Genomic DNA, 261 nt, shown 5'->3' with positions numbered 1-261 from the left:
CCCCCACCGCCCGCCCGACCGCCCGCCCCCCCCCGACACCCCCGCGCGCGCGACGGCCCCGCCCCCCCCGCCCACCCCCGAGGCGACGGCGCGCCAGAACCTGGCCGTCCTGCTTTTTTTTAATGATACGGCGTCCTCCGAGATCTACACCTTTCTTTTCGTCTGCTGCGTCAGATGTGTTTAAGAGTAAGTCTTAAACACGAATATATGGGCGATACGGTCGCACGTTCCGGCGCAAAGGGCTTTACCGGAATCACAGTA

Annotated in this window: 1 protein-coding gene; it reads left to right on the top strand. The window is 63.6% G+C overall.

Translation table 11 applies throughout. The features are described from left to right. Window positions 1-184 (top strand): hypothetical protein (locus ACEN88_RS35660; RefSeq protein WP_413347116.1); only part of this gene is annotated, 184 nt, incomplete at its 5' end. Window positions 185-261 lie beyond the last annotated feature (77 nt).

The organism is Massilia sp. CT11-108 (genome assembly GCF_047302915.1).
Classification (GTDB): domain Bacteria; phylum Pseudomonadota; class Gammaproteobacteria; order Burkholderiales; family Burkholderiaceae_D; genus Telluria; species Telluria orientalis.
The sequence above is the reverse complement of the archived record's forward strand: the minus strand, read 5'-3'. Positions and strand labels throughout refer to the sequence as shown.